Below are 17,988 nucleotides of genomic sequence, written 5' to 3' on the forward strand. Positions count from 1 at the left end.
GGGCGCCCTTCGCGTTCACAGCGCCAGATGCCGCCTGATCGCCACGTCGATATCAGCCATGCGCTGGCGTGGGACCGCACCGACCCGCTGCAGCAGACGTTCCGGCGGGACGGCGCGCACCTGCTCGCACTGCACCTTGGAGTCCTTGGGAGCTACTCCTTGCGTACCTCATAGAGGAAGCATCCGTACTCCACAGCCCGCACATGCACCACCGCCACCGCCGGATCGGCGAACGCCTCCGCGAAGCCCTCTTCGAATCCCCCCGGCTCCACGAGCCGTCCCCCCAGAATCCGCCCCTCCCCCGAGTAGCGGCGAAGAGTCCGATGCGCCTGGGCGAAGGGCACCGCACCCCCGTCCGGCCCCCCGCACTCCTCGGCGTGCACGAACACCGGCCCCTGCTCGTCGTACGCCCCCGGATCGACCCCGCGCCCGGCCGCCCACCGCCGCAGCGGGGCGTACGAGACGAGAGCGATCCGCTCTCCTGAAGCACTGCGGCGCAGACAGCAGCGCAGCGGCGCCCCGCCCTCCACGTCCGTCACGGGAACCGTGCGGCGCCCCGAGTCGTCGATGGAGCGCAACTCCTTGAGGGCCGTCGGATCGATGGCGCGTGCGGAAAAGTTCGTCATGCACCCAGCCTCACGCGCGCACGCCCCGCCCACCGGCGGCAAACGGACATCGCGTTCCGCGCGGCTCCCATGGAAGGATGACCGAACCCACACATATCGAGGAGATGACCGCGTGCCTGGCACAAACCTGACTCGCGAAGAGGCGCAGCAGCGGGCGAAGCTGCTCACCGTTGACTCGTACGAGATCGATCTCGACCTCTCCGGCGCGCAGGAGGGCGGCACCTACCGGTCCGTGACCACGGTGCGCTTCGACGTCGCGGAGAACGGCGCCGACTCCTTCATCGACCTCGTGGCACCGACCGTGCACGAGGTGACCCTCAACGGCGACCCGCTCGACGCGGGCGAGGTCTTCAAGGACTCCCGGATCGCGCTTCCGGGCCTGCTGGAGGGCCGCAACGTCCTGCGGGTCGTCGCGGACTGCGCGTACACCAACACCGGCGAGGGCCTGCACCGCTTCGTCGACCCCGTCGACCAGCAGGCGTATCTGTACACCCAGTTCGAGGTGCCCGACGCCCGCCGCGTCTTCGCGTCGTTCGAGCAGCCCGACCTGAAGGCCACCTTCCAGTTCACCGTGAAGGCGCCGGAGGGCTGGACGGTCATCTCCAACTCGCCCACCCCGGAGCCCCAGGACAACGTCTGGTCCTTCGAGCCGACGCCGCGCATCTCGACGTACATCACCGCGCTCATCGTCGGCCCGTACCACTCCGTGCACAGCGTGTACGAGAAGGACGGCCAGAGCGTGCCGCTGGGCATCTACTGCCGCCCGTCGCTCGCCGAGTTCCTGGACTCGGACGCCATCTTCGAGGTCACCCGGCAGGGCTTCGACTGGTTCCAGGAGAAGTTCGACTACGCGTACCCGTTCAAGAAGTACGACCAGCTTTTCGTGCCGGAGTTCAACGCGGGCGCGATGGAGAACGCGGGCGCGGTGACCATCCGCGACCAGTACGTGTTCCGCTCGAAGGTGACGGACGCGGCGTACCTGGGCCGGGCCGAGACCATCCTGCACGAGCTGGCCCACATGTGGTTCGGCGACCTGGTCACCATGGAGTGGTGGAACGACCTGTGGCTGAACGAGTCGTTCGCCACCTACACCTCCATCGCCTGCCAGGCGCACGCCCCGGGGACGCGCTGGCCGCACGCGTGGACGACGTTCGCCAACCAGATGAAGACGTGGGCGTACCGGCAGGACCAGCTGCCCTCCACGCACCCGATCATGGCGGAGATCCGCGACCTGGACGACGTCCTCGTCAACTTCGACGGCATCACGTACGCCAAGGGCGCCTCCGTCCTCAAGCAGCTCGTGTCGTACGTCGGCCAGGACGAGTTCTTCCAGGGCGTCCAGGCGTACTTCAAGCGGCACGCGTTCGGCAACACGCGGCTGAGCGACCTGCTGGGCGCGCTGGAGGAGACCTCCGGCCGCGACCTGAAGACCTGGTCGAAGGCGTGGCTGGAGACGGCCGGCATCAACATCCTGCGGCCCGAGATCGAGACGGACGCCGACGGTGTGATCACGTCCTTCGCGATCCGCCAGGAGGCCCCGGCGCTGCCGGCCGGCGCGAAGGGCGAGCCGACGCTGCGTCCGCACCGCATCGCCGTCGGTCTGTACAACCTCGACGGCGCCTCCGGGAAGCTGGTGCGCGACGAGCGCATCGAGCTGGACGTGGACGGTGAACTGACCGCCGTGGCCCAGCTCGTGGGCAAGCGCCGTCCGGACGTCATCCTGCTGAACGACGACGACCTGTCGTACGCGAAGGTCCGCATGGACGAGGCGTCCCTGGCCTTCGTCACCGAGCACCTCGGTGACTTCGACGAGTCCCTCCCGCGGGCCCTGTCCTGGGCGTCCTCCTGGGACATGACCCGTGACGCCGAACTCGCCACACGCGACTACCTCTCGCTGGTGCTGTCGGGCATCGGCAAGGAGTCCGACATCGGCGTCGTGCAGTCGCTGCAGCGCCAGGTGAAGCTGGCGGTCGAGCTGTACGCCGCCCCGGCCGCCCGCGAGACCCTGCTGACCCGCTGGACGGACGCCACGCTGGCCCATCTGCGCGCGGCCGAGCCGGGCGGCGACCACCAGCTGGCGTGGGCGCGGGCGTTCGCTGCGACGGCCCGTACGCCGGAGCAGCTGGACCTGCTGGAGGGGCTGCTGGACGGCTCGCAGTCGATCGAGGGCCTGGCCGTCGACACCGAGCTGCGCTGGGCGTTCGTGCAGCGCCTCGCGGCGGTGGGCCGCTTCGACGAGTCGGAGATCGCGGGCGAGTACGAGCGGGACAGGACGGCGGCCGGTGAGCGGCACGCGGCCACGGCCCGTGCGGCCCGCCCGACCGCCGAGGCCAAGGCCGAGGCCTGGGCGTCGGTCATCGACTCCGACAAGCTGCCGAACGCCGTGCAGGAAGCGGTGATCGCCGGCTTCGTCCAGACCGACCAGCGCGAGCTGCTCGCCCCGTACACCGACAAGTTCTTCGACGTGGTCAAGGACGTCTGGGACTCCCGCTCCCACGAGATCGCCCAGCAGATCGCGATCGGCCTGTACCCGGCGCTCCAGATCTCCGAGGAGACCCTGCGCAAGACGGACGCCTGGCTGTCGTCGGCGGAGCCGAACGCGGCCCTGCGCCGCCTCGTCTCGGAGTCCCGCGCGGGCGTGGAGCGCGCGCTGAGGGCTCAGGAGGCGGACGCCGCCGCCGAGTGACAACGCGTCGCTGACGCCGACACGTCGGCAGGGGCGCCCGGTGCTCACGGCACCGGGCGCCCCTGTGCGTACGCGACGCCTTTTCGAGCGTTCTCCTCAGGAGAACTGAAAGGTCAGCCCGTCAGCCCGGTCAGTCCGGTCAGTCCGGTCAGTCCGCTCTTGATCGCCGCGGTGTCCGCGTCGTCCGCGGCCCAGGCCACGTATCCGTCGGGCCGCACGAGCACGGCCGTACGGCGCTCGCTCGCCCAGCGCTCCACGGCCGGCAGGTCCTCGCGGGCGCCCTGATCGTCGTAGCGCACTCCCCTCGGGGCGATCAGGACGAACCGTCCGCCGCGCAGCGCCTCGTACAGGCGGCGCCCGCTCTCCAGGGTCACGTCCGGGACGCGGGTGCCGACGAGGCGGTGGGAGCCGCGCGGGGCCGGATACCGGTAGCCGATGCCCGAGATCTGGGCCAGGGCCTTGGTGCGGACGGGGCGGGCCGCGTTGGCGAAGGCGGAGACCAGGGCGCGCACGGCCCGCAGTGCCGGGTTCTGCGCGCGGGCGAGGCGGACCAGCCCGCCGCTGCTGCGCAGCACCGCCTTGCCGACCGGGTGGCGCTCGGCCTGGTAGGTGTCGAGGAGGGGCTCGGGGGCACGGCCCTGAAGGACGGCGGCGAGCTTCCAGCCGAGGTTGGCGGCGTCCTGGAGGCCGGTGTTCATGCCCTGGCCGCCGGCCGGCGAGTGGATGTGCGCGGCGTCGCCGGCCAGGAAGACCCGGCCGACCCGGTAGTGCGGCACCTGCCGCTCGTCGCTGTGGAAGCGGGAGAGCCAGCGGGCGTCGTGCATGCCGTAGTCGGTGCCGAGGGCACGCCGGGTGACCTCCTTGACCTCGTCGAGGTCGAGCGGGGTGTCGTCGGAGACCTCGTGGTGCCGGTTCCAGCCCATGACCCGGTACCAGCCGTCGCCGAAGGAGGCGATCATCGCGAAGGAGTCGCCCGCGCCGTTGACGGTGAGCACACTCTCGGGCCGCTCGGCGAGCCGGACGTCCGCCAGGAACAGGGACTTGATGACGGAGACGCCGGGGAAGGGCAGGCCGAGCGCCTCGCGTACGGCGCTGCGGTGGCCGTCGGTGCCGACGACGTAGGCCGAGCGGTGGGTGACGACCGCCCCGTCCGGACCGCGTACGTCGAGGTCGACCCCGGCGTCGTCCTGCCGCAGCCCCACGACCTCGCTCTCGTGCCGGAACTCCACACCCAGCTCGCGCGCCCGCCGCTCCAGCAGCCGCTCGACCTCGTACTGCGGGGTGATGAGGAGGAACGGGAAGCGGGACGGCAGCGTGCCGAGGTCGAGCGAGAGCCGGCGGAACAGGCGCAACCGGGTGATGGTGCTGCCGGTGGCGATCAGCTCGTCGGCCAGGGCGCGGGCGTCGAGCTGCTCCAGGGTGCGGGCGTGCACACCGAAGGCACGGGAGAGGTTGCTGATCTTGTGGGGGCGCCTCTCGACGACGGTGACGGGGACGCCGGCGGCGGCGAGGTCACCGGCCAGGAGGAGACCGGTGGGGCCGGAGCCGACGATGGTCACGGGGTGGGGGCCGGTGGTGCCGGTGGTGCCGGAGTTTTCGGTGCCGGTGGCGTTCATGGTGGCCTCCTGGGTGCCAACGTTCGTTTGCCAACATCTGTTGACCAACGCTTGTTGGCAACAATAGGAGAGACCGGACTGAGGTGTCAACAGTTGTTGGCCTACGGTTGTTGACCCACGAGCGTTGACCTACGCTTGTTGGCATGACCCAGAGCAGCCCCCGACCCCCCGCCCCACCCCGCCGCTCCGACGCGACCCGCACGGCGATCCTCGACGCGGCCCGCGAGCGCTTCGCGGCCGACGGGTACGAGCGCGCCACCATCCGCGCGATCGCCAAGCACGCGAACATCGACCCGTCGATGGTGATGCGCTATTACGGCAACAAGGAGGGACTGTTCGCCGCGGCCGTGTCCATCGACCTGAAGCTGCCGGACCCGGCGTCGCTGTCCCGGGAGGAGGCCGGCCGGAAGCTCGTCACGCACTTCCTGGCCATGTGGGAGGAGAACGAGGTGCTCACGGCCCTGCTCCGGGTCGGCGCGACCAATCAGGCCGGGGCCGAGCGCATGCAGGGGATCTTCGCGGACCAGCTGATGCCGCTCGCCCTGCGGGTCTGCCCCGACCCCGAGCAGGCCCCGGCGCGGGCCGCGCTGGTGTCGTCCCAGCTGCTCGGCCTGGCGCTGACGCGCTACGTCCTGCGGTTTCCGCCCGCGGTGGCGCTGGCGCCGGAGGAGATCGTGGCGTGGACGGCGCCTACGGTGCAGCGGTATCTGACGGCGCCGCACCCGGCGTGACGCGCCGCCCGCCACGGAAACGCGTCGAGGGCGCCGGCCTGGTCGACGTACGGGAGAAACGCATACGTACGGCAGGGTCGGCGCCCTCGACGAAAAGCTCTACTAGGGCGGGAACGCCCTGATTTGTCAGGCCTTGGCCTAGGCCTAGGCCTTGGTCTTCGGCTGACGGTCCGAGGAGCGGTCCAGGACCATCACGAGGCCCGCGATGACCGCGAAGATCACGGTCGGGGCGATCACGAACTGGGCCACCGTCTCCATGACGCTCAGGCCCTGCCCGGGGTCGTCGCCGTCGTCACGCGCCAGCGCGAGCGCGGGGGACGACATGAGCAGCATCATCAGCGTCGTACCGGCGGCCAGGGCGCCGGCGCGCAGGGCGTTCTTCTTGTCCACGGGGCCAAAAGTACCGAACGCCGCCGGGGGACGCGCGTCCGGGGGTGCCGTAAGGCCGTCCTCCGGCTCCCGCCACCCCGGCCCCCGGCACCCGACACCGGGCACCGGGCACCCGACGCAGGCGCCCCATCCCGACAGGGCGCGCTACCCCCGTCGCCCACCGACCGCCCGCAGCACCTCCAGCAACCCCCGCACCCGGGCCGACCCGGCCAGTTCCTCCAGCGTCACCGGCCGCCCCTGCGCGTCCGCGATCGGCAGCCGCCAGTTCGGATACTGGTCCCAGGTGCCGGGCAGATTCTGCGGCCGCCGGTCCCCCACGCCGTCCGGCAGCCAGACGCCGATCATCCGGGCCGGGGTGCGCAGCAGGAAGCGGTGCACGGCCTGGATCTCGACCTCCTCCTCCGGGGCGCAGCGTCCGCCGGGCGTGCCCCGCAGCAGCCCCAGCCGGGACAGCAGCTCCAGCCACTCGCCCGTGTCCGCGGCGGCCTCGGCGCGCTCCTGCTCCAGGGGCCGGGTCAACAGGCCGAGGCCGTGGCGGAGTTCGACGTGTTCGCCGGTGAGGCGGGCCGCGGTGGACGGCAGGTCGTGGGTGGTGGCGGTGGCGAGGCAGTCGGCGCGCCAGGACTCCGGCGGCAGCGGACGGCCGTCACCGTCCCAGTCGCGCTCGAACCACAGCACCGAGGTGCCGAGCACACCCCGCGCGCGGAGCGTCTCCCGGACCCCCGGCTCCACCGTGCCGAGGTCCTCCCCTATCACCACCGCCCCGGTGCGGGAGGCCTCCAGGACCAGGATCGCGAGCATGGCCTCGGCGTCGTAGCGGACGTACGTCCCCTCCGTCGGCGGCTGCCCCTGCGGCACCCACCACAGCCGGAACAGCCCCATGACATGGTCGATGCGCAGGGCGCCGGCGTAGCGGAACAGGGCGCGCAGCAGCCGGCGGTACGGCTCGTACCCCGACTCGGCCAGCCGGTCCGGACGCCAGGGCGGGAGCCCCCAGTCCTGGCCGCGCGCGTTGAAGGCGTCCGGCGGTGCGCCGACCGACATCCCGGCCGCGAAGTAGTCCTGCTGCGCCCAGGCGTCGGCGCCCCCGGGATGCACACCGACCGCGAGGTCGTGCACGATCCCGACCGGCATCCCCGCCTCCCGGGCGACCCGCTGGGCGTCGGTCAGCTGGGCGTCGGTGAGCCAGGCGAGCCGGCAGTGGAAGTCGACGCGGTCCATCAACTCGCCCCGCGCGCGGGCGGTTTCTTGCGACCGGGGATCCCGTAGCCCCTCCGGCCAGCGCTGCCAGTCCGAGCCGTGCGCCTCGGCGAGCGCGCACCAGGTGGCGTGGTCCTCCAGGGCCTGCCCCTCGCGCGCGAGGAAGTCGACGTAGGCGGCCCGCCGGCCCGGCCCGAGCGGCACCTCGCGGACCAGCTCGAGCGCCTCCCGCTTCGCCGCCCAGACCGCGTCCCGGTCGATCAACTCGCCCTTCTCCAGCACCGCTTCGCGCAGCCGCCGGGCCCGCTCCAGCAGCTCCCGGACGCGCTCGCGGTCCTCGACGTAGGCGAATTCGGGCACGTCCTCGACCCGCAGATGCACGGGGTCGGGGAAGCGGCGGGACGACGGGCGGTAGGGGGACGGGTCGGTCGGGGTTCCGGGTACGGCCGCGTGCAGCGGGTTGACCTGGACGAATCCGGCGCCGAGCGACCGGCCGGCCCAGCCGGCGAGTTCGGCGAGGTCGCCGAGGTCGCCCATGCCCCAGGAGCGGCGGGAGAGCAGCGAGTAGAGCTGGACGAGCAGGCCGTAGGAGCGGCCGGGGGGTGTGGGCAGGCGGGGCGGGGCGACGACCAGGTGGCTGGTGGCCGTACGGCCACCGGGGGTGGTCACCGTCAAACGGTGGACGCCCGGCGGCAGTTGGCCGGCGGCGGCGTGGGTCTCGCCCTGCTCGGTCTCGACGGACAGCCGGGTGCCGGACGGCAGTGCGGCCAGCGCCTCGGGCTCGGTACCGCTCCAGCACACCACCGTCGGCGGCAGCAGCCGCTCGCCGAGCTCCCGCTCGCGCGCGGCGAGCGCGGCAGCGACGGCGGCGGGCGTGCTCGTGTCGACGCCGAGGGCGGTCAGGGTGCGGGTGAGTGCGGTCACGGAGGCCGTGACCGTGCGGTCGGCGGACGGCTGGTAGGAGGTGGCCACGCCGTGCAGCTCGGCGAGCCGGGACAGGTCGCGGGAGGGGAGGGCTTCGGGGCCCTCCGGGTCCTCGGCAGGGGCTTCGGCCGACCGCTGTCCTGTCATCTACGGCCTCAGGGAGTCCATGTCCATGTCCATACCGATGTCCATACCCATGTCCCAGGTCGCCGCCTCACTCGTCAGCGGTGCGGCGTCGGCGAGCGGTGGCTCACTGGTGAGGGGCTCGGCGTCGGGGAGGGGAGGTTCGCTGGTGAGGGGGGTTTCGACACAGGCGCCCTCGGCGCTGAAGACGCAGGCGTGCATCTCCGGCTCGATGGGCGCCTCAGGTTTGGAAAGGGCCGATGCTGTGGGCACGGGGCCTCCTCTTCGAGTACGGCATCACGGCTTAACGCAGCCCTACCCAGCGCGAGCGTCGGCAGACGTACGGATGGCAACAACGTGCGTGTCCTCACATTCCGTTCCGCAACTTTTCCGTCACCGCGCCTTTGTGGGAACTGATTCGCCGGTCACTATTCACTCAGTACATGTACTCAGTACATAATGATCGGCATGAGCACCCGCCACATCCTGCTGGGCCTGCTCGCCACGGGGCCGAGCCATGGCTACGACCTCAAGCGACGCCACGACGAACGCTTCCCGCAGGCCCGTCCGCTCGCCTACGGGCAGGCCTACACGACCTTGCAGCGGCTGGTCCGTGACGGGCTCGCCGAGGTCGACGGCGTCGACTCGGACGGCGGGCCGGAGCGGACCATGTACCGCGCGACGGACGACGGGGCGCGTGAACTGGCCCGGTGGGCCGGGGAGATCGCGCCGCCCGCGCCGTTCGTGACGAACGAGATCTTCGCCAAGGTCGTCGTGTCGATCCTGTCGGGCGGCGACCCCGAGGCCTATCTGCGGGCCCAGCGCGCCGCCCACATGGAGCGCATGCGGGAGCTCACGGCGGTCAAGACCGCGCCGGGCACCGATCTCGCGACGGTGCTCTCGGCGGACTACGCCCTCAACCATCTCGACGCCGACCTCCGCTGGATGACGACCACGGAGGCCCGGCTCACCACCCTGACCGCGGAGGTCGACTCGGCATGAACAGCAGTGGGGAAGGTACGGCGCCGCTCCTGGCGGCCCGTGATCTCGTCAAGGCGCACGGCAGGACCGAGGCCCTGCGCGGGGCCTCGGTGGAGCTGCGGCCCGGCGAGATCCTCGCCGTCACCGGCGCGAGCGGCAGCGGGAAGTCCACGCTGCTGCACTGTCTGGCCGGCATCGTCCGCCCGGACGCCGGCTCGGTGACGTACGCCGGGGAGCGACTGGACCGGCTTCCCGAGCGGCGGCTGAGCGAGCTGCGGCGCACGGAGTTCGGGGTGGTCTTCCAGTTCGGGCAGCTGATCCCCGAGCTGACGGCCCTGGACAACGTGGCGCTGCCGCTGATGCTGGCCGGTGCGCGCCGGCAGGAGGCGCAGGCGCGGGCCGACGAGTGGCTGGAGCGGTTCGGGGTGCGCGGGCAGCGGGAGCTGCGGCCGGGCGAGATGAGCGGCGGCCAGGCCCAGCGGGTGGCCCTGGCGCGGGCTCTGGCCACCGACCCGAAGATCGTCTTCGCGGACGAGCCGACCGGCGCACTGGACTCCCTGGCGAGCGAGCAGGTGATGACGTCCCTGACGCACACGGCCCGTGAGTCGGGCACGGCGGTGCTCCTGATCACCCACGACGCCCAGGTGGCGGCGTACGCGGACCGCGAGGTCCGGCTGGCGGACGGCGCCGTGCCGCCGCTGGAGGTGGGGGTATGAGCGCCGATCTCCGGCTGGCCTGGCTGCTCACCCGGGGCTCGGACCGGCGCGAGTGGTGGCGGGTCGCGCTCACCGCGGTCGGCGCGGCCCTCGCGACCGGCATCGGGCTCGCGTTCGCGACGATCGCCTCGATCAGGGGCCGTTACTCGGTGTCGGTCGGCTCGGGGCTCCTCGACAACGCCAGTGACCGCCAGGGCGTGATGATCACTCTGCTGATGCTGCTGGTGCCGGTGCTCGGGTTCCTCGGGCAGTGCGCCCGCGTGGGTGCCGTGCACCGCGACCGGCGCCTTGCCGCACTGCGGCTCGCGGGGGCCACGCCCGCTCAGGTGCGGCGGATCGCGGCGTTGGAGGCGGGCCTGGCCTGCCTTGCCGGGTCGGCCCTGGCCACGGCGGTCGCCGTCCCCGTCCTGCTGAGCCTGTGGCAGCACCCCGAGCCCCTGACCTGGGCCGGAATCGCCCTCGTCGCCGTTGCCGCCCCGGCGCTGGGCGCGGCCGTGAGCGCGCTGGCGCTGCGCCGCGTGGTGGCCTCGCCCCTGGGCTGGGTACGGCGGGTGCGTCCGACGCGGGGGCCTGGCAGGGTGTTCGGCGCCTTGACCGTGCTCCTGGTCGTACTGGCCGCCTACGTGGGTCTGAACACCTACCGCGGCAACCGGCTCGGCGTCGCCCTCGGCCCGCTGACGGTGTTCGCCACGAGTCTGCTGCTCGGCGTCGCGGCCGTCTGGCTGGCGGGCTGGTCCTCGCGGCGGCTGGGCACCGCTCTCGCCGCCCGCGCCCAGCGCCCCGCGCTGCTGATCGCGGCGGAGCGCCTGCGGGACGACCCGTGGGCGACGGCCCGCACCCATGCCGCGGTGCTGCTCGTGACGGTCGTCGGTACGGCCTTCGCCGGCATCCGCGCGGTGATACTGCACATCGTGAACGGCACCACCCAGCTGTCCGAGAACAACGCGTACTACACCACCGGCCTCGACCTCACCGGCGCCGCGATCCTGATCGCGCTCGCGCTGACCCTGTCGGCCCTGGCCGTCGGCACGGCCGAGTCGCTGGTCTCCCGTCGCCGGGGACTGGCCGCGCAGGCCGCGGCGGGCGTGCCGCAGAACGTGCTGGGACGGGCGCTGCTGCTGGAGACCGCGCTGCCGCTCGCGCCGGCGGTGCTGCTCGCGGGCGCCGGCGGCACGGCGATCTACGTGGGCTGGGCCAAGCTGATCGACGACGCGGTCGGGCCCGTACCGCTGCTGCCCGTTCTGGTCCCGGTGGCCGTGTACGCCGCCTGCCTGCTGGCCGCGGCCACGTCACTGCCGCTGCTGCGGCGCTCGGTACGGCCCGCGGAGCTGCGGTACGCCTGAGCCTGTCGCGGCACGCCCGATCCGGCATACAGCGGAGTTGGGGCACGCCCGATCCGGCGTCCGTGCTGCCGGCGCACACCCGGGCAGGCGTCCGGCCCCGAGGGCACGGGGGACCCTCGGGGCCGGGTGGCACACGCGCCGTACGCCACGTATGCGAAAGCCCGGATCGTCAGGCGGAAATGCCGTCGATCCGGGCCAAGGCGTCGTCCGCGCCGAACGGCTGCAAGTACGGCAGCCAGCGCGGGTCCCTATGGCCGGTCCCGATGATGCGCCAGGCGAGGCCGGTGGGCGGAGCTGGTTTGTGGCGCAGCCGCCAGCCGATCTCCACGAGGTGGCGGTCGGCTTTCACGTGGTTGCAGCGGCGGCAGGACGCCACCACGTTGTCCCAGACGTGCTTGCCCCCGCGGCTGCGCGGAATGACATGGTCGACGCTGGTTGCGACGCCACCGCAGTACATGCACCGGCCCCCGTCCCGCGCGAAGAGCGCGCGGCGGGTCAGAGGAACGGGCCCCCGATAGGGAACCCGGACGAATCGCTTGAGCCGGACCACGCTGGGTGCGGGGACTGTGACGGTTGCGCTGTGCAGATAGGCGCCGGACTCCTCGAGGCATACGGCCTTGTTCTCGAGGACGAGGACGAGCGCGCGGCGGAGCGGTACGACGCCGAGTGGCTCGTACGACGCGTTGAGGACCAGGACATGCGGCACGGATGCCTCCTTGGGCGTCGGCGGCGCGTGGCTCGCGCCGGGACGATCTGTAGTCAGTCTCCCCTCATGCCTGGTGAAAGCGCCACCATGTCCCGGTAACGGGCTGAGAGTGTTTTCGACCACATCTGATTCATCCCATGGGCGATGAACGGTTCATCCCACCAGTTCATCCCCAGGTGGGCACGATTCCTCCCTCGAACACGGCGACGATCCGCACACGATGCCCCGATAGTGTGGTGGCCCTGCCCTGCCGGTGACCTTTTCGTGACCTTGAAGACCTTGACCGCCTACCGGTGGGGCGGGCCGCTGCACTGGAGGTACCTGCCGTGTCCCTGCCCGCCGTCCTACTGGCCGCCGGTCCGTCGCCGTCGCCGACTCCCTCGGAGACGACGACCCCTGCGGTCCCCTCGCTCCAGGACGCCCACGAGAGCGCGACGCAGGCCGCCGGCTGGGTCGAGCAGAACTGGTCGACCTGGCTCGCGATCGGCCTCAGGGTCCTGCTGATCCTGGTGATAGCGGCGGTCCTGAGAGTGGCCGTGCGCCGGGCGATCACCAAGCTCATAGACCGGATGAACCGCACCGCACAGGCGGTGGACGGCACGGCTCTGGGCGGCCTGCTGGTCAATGTCGAGCGCCGCCGTCAGCGCTCGCAGGCCATCGGGTCGGTGCTGCGCTCGGTGGCCAGCTTCCTGATCATGGGCACGGCCGCGCTGATGGTCCTGGCGACCTTCGAGATCAACCTGGCCCCGCTGCTGGCGTCCGCCGGTGTCGCGGGCGTGGCGATCGGTTTCGGCGCCCGCAACCTGGTCACCGACTTCCTCTCCGGCGTCTTCATGATCCTCGAGGACCAGTACGGCGTCGGCGACTCGATCGACGCGGGCGTGGCCTCCGGCGAGGTCATCGAGGTCGGCCTGCGCGTGACGAAGCTGCGCGGCGACAACGGCGAGATCTGGTACGTCCGCAACGGCGAGGTCAAGCGCATCGGCAACCTCTCGCAGGGCTGGTCCACGGCCGGCGTGGACGTCACCGTCCGTTCCTCGGAGGACCTGGACAAGGTCCGCGCCACCATCGGCGAGGTCGCCGAGAAGATGAGCAAGGAAGAGCCCTGGAACGAGCTCCTGTGGGGCCCGATCGAGGTGCTCGGCCTGGACAGCGTCCTGCTGGACTCGATGGTCGTGCGCGTCTCGGCGAAGACCATGCCGGGCAAGTCGCTCACGGTGGAGCGCGAGCTGCGCTGGCGCATCAAGCGCGCCTTCGACGCCGCGGACATCCCGATCGTCGGCCGCGCCGCGCCGCTGATCGACGAGGAGCCCACGGCCGACCCGACGGCGGGCATGGCCGCCCCCTCGGCCTACGCCAGCACCACCTCGCCCCAGTCCCAGGCGGCGACCCCGCTGACGCCGCCGAGCGTGACGAAGTAGGCGGGGCTCAGTCGAGCCACCCCCGCCACCGCGGCCACGGCGGCTCGCACCGCCCTTCGGCGACCGCCTTGTCGTAGGCCCGCCGCACGAGCCCGTCCAGCTCACGGCCGGTCGCCGGCCTGCCGTCGCCGGAGATACGGGAGTAGGCGACCACGCACTCGCCGTGCGGCACGGGCCGCGTCGCCCAGCGGACGAAGGTCCCGCCCGCGAGGATCACGGCGAGGGCGGCGAGAACGAGCAGCGAACGGCGGCGAACACGCGGCATCGGCGCAGCGTAGCCACCGCCGGTCGAGGTGTCCCTGGTTCGTGCGCGCACAACCCGCGGTTGTGGCGGGGCCGCGCGTCGGTTGTTTGATCCGCCCCCTCCCGGCTGGCTTGGATGCTCGGGTCGGCGTGCGGCCGTCGCGCCCGATCAGGGTGGCGCGATCGGACGCGCGGTGAGGCGCGGAGCAGAGGCGGGCGGGGTCATGGCGGGGGCGGGCGGGCGGTCGCTGGGGCAGCGGTTCGGGTGGCTGTGGGCGGCGTACGCGGTCAGCGCGTTCGGCACCTGGCTGGCCTTCGACGCGTTCTCGTTGATCGCGGTCGTCGTGCTGCACGCCGGGGCGACCGAGGTGGCGCTGCTGTCGGCCTCGGGGCTCGCGGTGGGGGCGGCGCTGGCGGTGCCGCTCGGGGCGTGGGTGGAGTTCCGTCCGAAGCGGCCGGCGCTGATCGCGGCGGATCTGATCCGGTGCGCGGCGCTGCTGACCGTCCCCGTCGCGTTCGTGTGGGGCGGGCTCGGGCTCGGTCAGCTGCTGCTGGTGTCGGTGGTGGTGGCAGCCGCGGACATCACGTTCAACGCGGCGACCGGCGCCTACCTGAAGTCCCTGCTGCCGCCGCGGGACCTGCTCGTGGCGAACGGCCGCTTCGAGGCCACGATGTGGACGGCGACGGCGCTCGGACCGCCGCTCGGCGGGGCGGCGGTCGGGGTGTTCGGCCCGATGGCGACGGTGCTGGCGAACGCGGTCAGCTTCCTGTTGTCGGCTTTGGGTATCCGGGCGATCGACGGTAAGGAAGCCCAACAGAAGCCGGCCGAGCCGTCCTCCGGCTCACGGGTGGGCGGCCTGCGGGCCGGCGACCTCAAGGCGGGCTGGCGGCATCTCCTCACCCACCCCACCCTGCGCCCGCTGTTCCTCAACACGGTCATGGTCAACTCCCTGATCATGGCGCAGGCGCCCCTGCTCGCCGTCCTCATGCTCGGCCACCTCGGCTTCGCCCCCTGGCAGTACGGCCTCGCCTTCGCCGTGCCCTGTCTGGGCGGCCTGCTGGGCTCCCGGACCGCCCGGCCACTCGCGGCCCGCTTCGGTCGGCACCGGGTGCTGCTCGTCGCGGGTGCCCTGCGGGTCTGCTGGCCGGTCGGCCTGGGCTTCGTCGGACCGGGTACGTCCGGTCTCGTGCTCGTCATGGCCGTCGAGTTCGGCCTGATCACCTCCTCGGCCGTCTTCGCCCCGGTGCTCGCCACCCACCGCCTCGACCGGACCCCGGCGGACCGGGTGACCCGGACGCTGTCGGCGTGGGCGGTCACCGCGAAGACGACGACCGCGGCCATGACCGCGCTGTGGGGTCTGCTGGCGAGCGTGACCGGCCCGCGCACGGCGATCACCCTCGCCGGCGTCCTGCTGCTGGCGACGCCCCTGCTGCTCCCCCGGCACGAGCACGCGCGGCGCTCCGACGCCCTCGAGTAACGACTCGGTTGCCTGCCGGACCACCTCTCTTGACGCCGCCTTCCCAGCGGGCTTACGTTCCTCCGCAGCGAATAGGAAACTTTCCTAACAGTGACCTTGGATGGACTTCCGTCGTAGATCACTGAGAAGCTGGTCAGCCGAGAGGCAGGTGTCGACTCCCATGGCAGGAACCGCCGGTACGCCGGGCACCCCGCGCGTCCTGCGCGCCATGAACGACCGCGCCGCCCTGGACCTCCTCCTGGAGCACGGGCCGCTGTCCCGCACGCGGATCGGCAAGCTCACCGGCCTGTCCAAGCCGACCGCCTCCCAGCTGCTGGCCCGCCTGGAAGCCGCCGGCCTCGTCCTCGCGACCGGCACCACGGAGGGCCGGCCCGGCCCGGGCGCCCAGCTGTACGAGGTCAACCCGACCGCCGCGTACGCCGCGGGGCTCGACGTGACCCCCGAACGCATCCTCGCCGCCGTCGCCGACATCACCGGCCGCACGGTCGGGTCGTACGAGCTGCCCACCCCCGGCAGACGCCCGTCCCAGCCCGTCGTCCGGCAGGTCACCGACGCCCTCGACGGCGCGGTGAAGGCGGCCGGCCTCGCCCGCGACGACGTCCACCGACTCGTCATCGGCACCCCCGGCGCCTTCGACCCCAACACGGGCCGGCTGCGCTACGCCTCCCACCTCCCCGGCTGGCACACCCCCGCGCTCCTGGACGAACTCGCCGCCATCCTGCCGATGCCGGTCGAGTACGAGAACGACGTCAACCTCGTGGCGGTTGCCGAGCAGCGGCTCGGCGCGGCCCGCGGCCACGAGGACTTCGTACTGCTGTGGAACGAGGGCGGCCTGGGCGCCGCCCTGGTCCTCGGCGGCCGACTGCACCGCGGGTGGACCGGCGGCGCGGGCGAGGTAGGTTTCCTGCCGGTTCCCGGCACCCCCCTGGTGCGCCAGGTGACGAAAGCCAACAGTGGCGGCTACCAGGAACTGGCCGGTTCGCAGGCCATCCCCCGGCTCGCCGCCGAGATCGGCCTGACGAACATCCCGTCGACGCCGTACGCCGAGGCCGCCGCCACCCTGGTCGCGCGGGCCGCCGGCGAGGACACCGTCCTGAACCGGCTGCTCCTGCAGACCTACGCGACCCGGCTGGCCACCGGTCTCGCCTCCCTGGTCTCCGTCCTCGACCCCGAGCTGGTCGTGCTCAGCGGCGCCTCCCTCACCGCCGGCGGCGAGGTGCTGCGCGCGCTCGTCCAGGCCGAGCTGGAGGAGCTGGCCGCGTCCCGGCCCCGGCTCGTCGTCGGTGACGTCCGTGAACACCCCGTGCTGCGGGGCGCGTTGGAGAGCGCGCTCACGACGACACGCGACGAGGTCTTCAACACCTCCCGCTGACCGCCCACCCCGTTCGACTCACCCCCCGCCTTCCCTTCACCCACCCCGTCCCGTCCTTGGGAGACCTCGCCATGCCCGGAAAGTCCTGGAAAGTCATACCCTCCGCGTCCCGGAAGACCGCCGCGCTCGCCGCCTCCGCCTCCCTGGCCCTGCTCGCCACGGCCTGTACCGGCTCGTCGGAGTCCGCCGCGAACGACGACCCCAACGCCAGGACGACGATCACCTTCTGGCACGGCTGGAGCGCGCCCGCCGAGGTCAAGGCGATCCAGGAGAACGTCGACCGGTTCGAGAAGGCGCACCCGAACATCACGGTGAAGGTCGTCGGCAACATCAACGACGACAAGCTCAACCAGGCGCTGCGCGCGGGCGGTTCGAACGGGCCGGACGTGGTGTCGTCGTTCACGACCTCCAACATCGGCAAGTTCTGCTCCTCCGGCGCCTTCCTCGACCTGAAGCCCTTCATCGAGAAGTCCGAGCTCGACCTCGACAAGCTGATCCCGAAGCCGATGCTGGACTACACCCAGTTCGAGGGCACCCGCTGCGCCCTGCCGCTGCTGGGCGACGCGTACGGCCTCTACTACAACAAGGACGCCTTCGAGAAGGCGGGCATCAAGTCGCCGCCGAAGACCTGGTCGGAGTTCGCGCAGGTCGCCAAGAAACTGACCGTCAGCAAGGGTGACAGTTACCAGCAGCTCGGCTTCATGCCGACGTACCACGGCTACGAGACGGTCGTGGACCACTACATGTCCCAGTGGGACCACGCCTACTTCGACCAGGACGGCAAGTCCAACATCGCCAAGGACCCGGCGTTCGCCGAGATGTTCACGTACCAGAAGAAGCTCATCGACGACCTCGGCGGCTTCGCGAAGCTGGAGAAGTACCGCAGCACCTTCGGTGACGAGTGGGGCGCCAAGCACCCGTTCCAGACCGGCCAGGTGGCCATGCAGCTCGACGGCGAATGGCGGCTCGGGATGGCGAAGGACGCGGGCGTCGGCTTCGAGATCGGCACCGCGCCGATGCCCGTCGCCGACGACGAGGCGGACGAGTACGGCAAGGGCTTCCTCTCCGGCACGATCATCGGTATCGCCCCGCAGAGCGAGAAGCAGAACGCGGCCTGGGAACTGGTGAAGTACCTGACGACCGACACGCAGGCCGTCGTCTCCTTCGCCAACGCCATCCACAACGTGCCCTCCACGTTCGAGGCGCTGAAGTCGCCCGACCTGAAGGTTGACCCCGGCTTCAAGACCTTCCTGGACATCGCCCGGAACGAGCACTCGAACACCCCGCCCGCCTCCGTCAACGGCTCCACCTACCAGACGACGCTCCAGGACTTCGGCTACCAGTACGAGTCCGGCAAGGTGAAGGACCTCAAGGCCGGTCTGGAGAAGACGGCGAAGCAGATCGACACCGACATCGAGCAGGCGAAGTAGCG

16 protein-coding genes and 1 pseudogene are annotated in these 17,988 nt (G+C 71.9%); 9 read left to right on the forward strand and 8 right to left on the reverse strand.

Translation table 11 applies throughout. The features are described 5' to 3' along the window. Positions 1-15: 15 nt before the first annotated feature. Positions 16-141: pseudogene (locus ACIRD7_RS12075) on the reverse strand (type II toxin-antitoxin system PemK/MazF family toxin); the annotation flags it as partial. Between the two features lie 11 nt (positions 142-152). After that, the gene (locus ACIRD7_RS12080; protein ID WP_403452610.1) at positions 153-626 is read right to left on the reverse strand and encodes a DUF1203 domain-containing protein; all 474 of its coding nucleotides are present in this window, start codon (positions 624-626) and stop codon (positions 153-155) included. Positions 627-738: 112 nt separating this feature from the next. Here ACIRD7_RS12080 and pepN point away from each other — a divergent pair, with 112 nt between their 5' ends. Then, positions 739-3,312: an aminopeptidase N gene (gene pepN / locus ACIRD7_RS12085; protein WP_403452612.1), complete on the forward strand. Its 2,574-nt coding sequence runs from the start codon at positions 739-741 to the stop codon at positions 3,310-3,312. Positions 3,313-3,425: 113 nt separating this feature from the next. On the opposite strand, the gene ACIRD7_RS12090 is transcribed toward pepN, so the two are convergent. After that, positions 3,426-4,928: an FAD-dependent monooxygenase gene (locus tag ACIRD7_RS12090; RefSeq protein ID WP_403452614.1), complete on the reverse strand. Its 1,503-nt coding sequence runs from the start codon at positions 4,926-4,928 to the stop codon at positions 3,426-3,428. Between the two features lie 143 nt (positions 4,929-5,071). Between ACIRD7_RS12090 and ACIRD7_RS12095 the strand changes: the two genes are divergently transcribed. Continuing rightward, positions 5,072-5,659, forward strand: a complete 588-nt coding sequence (locus tag ACIRD7_RS12095; RefSeq protein WP_403452615.1) for a TetR family transcriptional regulator — start codon at positions 5,072-5,074, stop codon at positions 5,657-5,659. A 144-nt stretch (positions 5,660-5,803) separates the two neighbouring features. Here ACIRD7_RS12095 and ACIRD7_RS12100 read toward each other — a convergent pair whose 3' ends face one another. The 3 genes from ACIRD7_RS12100 to ACIRD7_RS12110 all read right to left on the reverse strand — a co-directional run bounded on the left by ACIRD7_RS12100 (position 5,804) and on the right by ACIRD7_RS12110 (position 8,518). Further along, positions 5,804-6,049, reverse strand: coding sequence for a hypothetical protein (locus ACIRD7_RS12100; RefSeq protein ID WP_403452617.1), 246 nt, complete (start codon positions 6,047-6,049; stop codon positions 5,804-5,806). Between the two features lie 144 nt (positions 6,050-6,193). After that, entirely contained in the window at positions 6,194-8,320 is a 2,127-nt protein-coding gene (gene malQ / locus ACIRD7_RS12105; protein WP_403452618.1) for a 4-alpha-glucanotransferase, read from the reverse strand. Further along, the gene (locus ACIRD7_RS12110; RefSeq protein ID WP_403453069.1) at positions 8,321-8,518 is read right to left on the reverse strand and encodes a hypothetical protein; all 198 of its coding nucleotides are present in this window, start codon (positions 8,516-8,518) and stop codon (positions 8,321-8,323) included. Between the two features lie 246 nt (positions 8,519-8,764). On the opposite strand from ACIRD7_RS12110, the gene ACIRD7_RS12115 reads away from it, so the two are divergent. The 3 genes from ACIRD7_RS12115 to ACIRD7_RS12125 are packed head-to-tail and all read left to right on the forward strand — an operon-like array spanning position 8,765 to position 11,336. Further along, complete coding sequence (locus ACIRD7_RS12115) at positions 8,765-9,298, forward strand: PadR family transcriptional regulator (RefSeq protein WP_403452620.1); 534 nt, start codon at positions 8,765-8,767, stop codon at positions 9,296-9,298. Then, entirely contained in the window at positions 9,295-9,993 is a 699-nt protein-coding gene (locus tag ACIRD7_RS12120; protein WP_403452622.1) for an ABC transporter ATP-binding protein, read from the forward strand. Before ACIRD7_RS12115 ends, ACIRD7_RS12120 begins: the two co-directional genes overlap by 4 nt. Further along, complete coding sequence (locus ACIRD7_RS12125) at positions 9,990-11,336, forward strand: FtsX-like permease family protein (RefSeq protein WP_403452623.1); 1,347 nt, start codon at positions 9,990-9,992, stop codon at positions 11,334-11,336. Before ACIRD7_RS12120 ends, ACIRD7_RS12125 begins: the two co-directional genes overlap by 4 nt. A 169-nt stretch (positions 11,337-11,505) precedes the next feature. Here the strand turns inward: ACIRD7_RS12125 and ACIRD7_RS12130 are convergent, their stop codons facing one another. Then, on the reverse strand, positions 11,506-12,042 hold the full coding sequence (locus ACIRD7_RS12130) for an HNH endonuclease (protein WP_403452625.1): 537 nt from the start codon (positions 12,040-12,042) through the stop codon (positions 11,506-11,508). A gap of 326 nt (positions 12,043-12,368) precedes the next feature. Between ACIRD7_RS12130 and ACIRD7_RS12135 the strand changes: the two genes are divergently transcribed. Beyond that, complete coding sequence (locus tag ACIRD7_RS12135) at positions 12,369-13,463, forward strand: mechanosensitive ion channel family protein (protein ID WP_403452626.1); 1,095 nt, start codon at positions 12,369-12,371, stop codon at positions 13,461-13,463. Positions 13,464-13,470: 7 nt separating this feature from the next. Here ACIRD7_RS12135 and ACIRD7_RS12140 read toward each other — a convergent pair whose 3' ends face one another. Next, a complete protein-coding gene (locus ACIRD7_RS12140; RefSeq protein ID WP_403452628.1) occupies positions 13,471-13,728 on the reverse strand; it encodes a hypothetical protein in 258 nt (85 codons plus the stop codon). A gap of 202 nt (positions 13,729-13,930) precedes the next feature. Between ACIRD7_RS12140 and ACIRD7_RS12145 the strand changes: the two genes are divergently transcribed. The 3 genes from ACIRD7_RS12145 to ACIRD7_RS12155 all read left to right on the forward strand — a co-directional run bounded on the left by ACIRD7_RS12145 (position 13,931) and on the right by ACIRD7_RS12155 (position 17,986). Then, positions 13,931-15,184 (forward strand): MFS transporter, encoded by a 1,254-nt coding sequence (locus tag ACIRD7_RS12145; protein ID WP_403453070.1) that lies wholly within the window; start codon positions 13,931-13,933, stop codon positions 15,182-15,184. Between the two features lie 160 nt (positions 15,185-15,344). Next, on the forward strand, positions 15,345-16,556 hold the full coding sequence (locus ACIRD7_RS12150; RefSeq protein ID WP_403452629.1) for an ROK family protein: 1,212 nt from the start codon (positions 15,345-15,347) through the stop codon (positions 16,554-16,556). A gap of 71 nt (positions 16,557-16,627) precedes the next feature. Then, positions 16,628-17,986 (forward strand): ABC transporter substrate-binding protein, encoded by a 1,359-nt coding sequence (locus ACIRD7_RS12155; protein ID WP_403452631.1) that lies wholly within the window; start codon positions 16,628-16,630, stop codon positions 17,984-17,986. Positions 17,987-17,988 lie beyond the last annotated feature (2 nt).

This window comes from Streptomyces sp. NPDC093568, from assembly GCF_044764945.1.
Taxonomy (GTDB): domain Bacteria; phylum Actinomycetota; class Actinomycetes; order Streptomycetales; family Streptomycetaceae; genus Streptomyces.